This window comes from Paraburkholderia sp. SIMBA_027 (assembly GCF_046535315.1).
Taxonomy (GTDB): domain Bacteria; phylum Pseudomonadota; class Gammaproteobacteria; order Burkholderiales; family Burkholderiaceae; genus Paraburkholderia; species Paraburkholderia tropica.
On sequence record NZ_JAWRWY010001075.1, the window covers coordinates 1 to 255 of the forward strand.

General features: G+C 34.9%; 1 pseudogene. It reads right to left on the reverse strand.

The features are described 5' to 3' along the window. Positions 1–255: pseudogene (locus SB764_RS42410) on the reverse strand (hypothetical protein); the annotation flags it as partial.

The window sequence follows — 255 nt, forward strand, 5'->3', positions numbered from 1 at the left end:
CTGTCCCTTTTTCAAATAATATGATGCTTTATTGTTTTCCCCCATCATCACCAGCTCTTTTGCAATCATATATAATGAATTTATATAATACGATGATTCACACCAGTCTTTATTTCTTAATGCATGCTTGATGGCATTAAGACAATCCTGCGACCGCTTCGCCTCTGAGTATGTAATGCTTAAGTTGTGATGAATCATTGCTGCGAAAAAAGAATCGTCCAATTTTTTTGCCACTTTAATTGCTTGCAAATAATG